Annotated in this window: 2 protein-coding genes and 1 pseudogene; all 3 read left to right on the top strand. The window is 55.6% G+C overall.

Annotated features, from left to right (window positions below; all coding sequences use genetic code 11):
- Positions 1-251 (top strand): annotated as a pseudogene (locus tag H5U08_RS14975) (hypothetical protein); the annotation flags it as partial.
- Positions 252-266: 15 nt separating this feature from the next.
- Entirely contained in the window at positions 267-1,673 is a 1,407-nt protein-coding gene (locus H5U08_RS14970; RefSeq protein ID WP_297034785.1) for a neutral/alkaline non-lysosomal ceramidase N-terminal domain-containing protein, read from the top strand.
- A gap of 235 nt (positions 1,674-1,908) precedes the next feature.
- Positions 1,909-2,777: hypothetical protein (locus H5U08_RS14965; protein ID WP_297034782.1), on the top strand; the 869-nt coding region annotated here is incomplete at its 3' end.

The following is a 2,777-nucleotide window of genomic DNA, read 5'->3' as shown; positions in this document are numbered from 1 at the left end:
AGCTTTTGAAAATTAACGACGGCGCGATTCTACATCTGCCTGGGGAATGTTTTGTTGAGTATCAGCTCTATGCCCAGTCGTTACGACCGAATCATTTCGTAGCGGTGGCGGCATATGGGGACCTTGCTCCTGGATATATTTGCACAGCCAAGGCGTATGAAGAAGGCGGATACGAACCGACCGCCACTTTTATTGGCCCGGGAAATGAAGAGGTGCTCAAGAAGATCATCGCCAAGCTGTTACAGGATTAGAAAGGAGTGACTCCCATGAGACTGGCAAGTGTTTTCGTGCTCAGCGTCTGTCTGGGTCTGTGTGCGGGGATGCTCCCGGCCGAGGAGTTCGCGGTGGGGATTGCCCGAGTCAAGATCACCCCGGAAAAACCGATTCGCATGTCGGGATATGCTGCCCGAAACAAACCCTCGGTGGGCGTTCTTCAGGATCTCTGGGCGAAATGCCTGGCCATCCGCGATGCAGAAGGCCACCGCATCGTGATCCTGACGACTGACCTCATCGGCTATAACAACGAGTTTTCGACGGAACTTTTCACCAGGGCCAAGGAGAAATATGGGTTAAATCGCGAAGAAATCCTGTTGACATGCTCCCATACCCACAGTGGTCCGGTTGTGGGCAAAAACCTCCGTGTGATGTATCAATTTTCCCCGGAAGAAGCGGAAACCATCCGTGAATATACGAGTCAATTGCTGGACAAGCTGGTAATGATTATCGGGCAAGCCCTGGAAAACCTCCAGCCGGCCCAATTGAGTGTGGGGCACGGCAAGGTGGGATTTGCTGTCAATCGTCGGGAAAAGCGGGGGAATACGGTGGTGTTGGGGGTCAATCCGGAAGGCCCTGTCGATCACGACGTACCGGTGATCAAAGTGACAGCCCCGGACGGCACATTGCGCGCGGTCCTGTTCGGGTATGCATGTCATTGCACAACGATCGGTGGCAATACAGGTGAGGATTTTTACAAGATCCATGGAGATTATGCGGGAGTTGCCCAGGCAAAGATTGAGGAAGCCCATCCCGGCGTGACGGCCATGTTCACAATCCTCTGTGGGGGCGATCAAAATCCGAATCCGCGCGGGGAGATCGCTTATGTCCAGCAGCACGGAGAGGCCCTGGCGGCCGAGGTGGAACGGGTACTGGCCGGACCCATGAAAGCGGTTCGGGGACCGCTTCACTCCGTCGTTGATGTGGCCGAACTGGAATTCCGCCCCCACACCCGGGAACAATTCGAACAGGAGCTGGAGAAGGCGCTTGCCGCCAAGGATGTGTATCGGGAGCGAAGAGCTCGTCACATGCTTGAGCTGTACGATGCCGGCAAGCCCATTCGAACAGTCGCTGTCCCCATTCAGGCCATTCGGTTTGACGAAAGTCTCACTCTCGTGGCAATCGGCGGTGAGGTTTGCGTGGAGTATGCTCTGCGGCTGAAAAAAGAGTTTCCCCAGGAGGATTTGGTGGTTATTGGCTATGCCAACGACGTGATGTGTTATATTCCGTCGAAGAATGTGTTATTGGGTGGCGGATACGAGCCTGAGTATAGTATGATCTACTATGGAATGCCGGGGCCATTTGCGGAAAATGTCGAAGAGACGCTCATCGCGGCTCTTCACCGACTGCTGGGGAAAGTCGGACTCCACCCCATTACCCATCAGGCCCGGGCAGACTAGCCGTACCTCAAACCGGGCAGGTTCGGGTGCAAAAGACGGGGAAACCACAGAGGGGTTCGGCTTTCGTTGCGTCTCAGCCGATGCTGACTTTGTCCCGCTTGAGAACCACAGAAGTGCACTGAACGGAGAGGCCGCCGCGGCAGACTCCAGAACAGTTTCCATGTCGGTGAGAAGGAGGGTGTTTTTCCCTCACGTTGTCACTCCTAACATTGCCATGACCCTCCGACGGTTATTCATGCGCGGACCGCTGTCCAACTTTTTCCTGTTGGCTGTTTTATCGTTTGCGGCGACGCCCCACACTGTTTGGGCCGGCGTGGTCGTACTCGTCAATAAACTGGAGGCGGAAGCCCAGGTAGAAATCCGGGACGGGACGTCGCAACCACGGGTGTTTCGGATACCCAGCGGGGGATTGGTTCCGGTCTTTGCCACGACATCGCCGGTTGTTGATGTCAGGGCGGGTTCTTCTTCTCTGGAAGAGCATGCTGAGCTGAACACGATTTACGAACTGACGCTACGCGGGGAGTCGCTCGTCCTGCGACAGGTGCGCGTGGGAAATCTTCGCCCTGGGGTGTGGATTGCACCATCCCAAAAAATTGATCAGCGCAGGGTAACCATCCCGGTAGCTCTGTTTGTAGACGACGAGCAGCCAGCAATCCGCGAGGTCTGGGAGCCGCGACTGCGCAGGCAGGTGGAGGAGGCGTCGAAGTTTGTGGAATGGTTTTGCGGTGTTCGCTTCCAGGTTGTCAGGGTCGGAACATGGACCTCGGATAATGCCTTTCAATCGGTGGAGTCGCTGCTGGATGATTTTCGCCGAAAAGTGAGCCCGGACGGCGTCCTCCTTGTCCTGGGAGTAAGCAGCCAGCTTCGCGTGGCCGGTAACGGCGAGTTTCATTATCCCCTTGGGCTGTTCGAGTCCCATCTGCTGATGCCGGACGTGCAGCAGACGTACACGGCACAGATGCAGTTGATGACATTGATTCACAGTTTTGGACATTTCCTGGGTGCTGTGGACGTCACCGATGTCTCCAGCGTGATGAATCCCGCTCAGAAGACTCTCCACGCGGAGAAAGAAAAGCCTGACTATTTTGATCCGCTGAATACACT

The sequence above is a fragment of the Thermogutta sp. genome (assembly GCF_014359955.1).
Lineage (GTDB): Bacteria > Planctomycetota > Planctomycetia > Pirellulales > Thermoguttaceae > Thermogutta.
The sequence above is the reverse complement of the archived record's forward strand: the minus strand, read 5'-3'. Positions and strand labels throughout refer to the sequence as shown.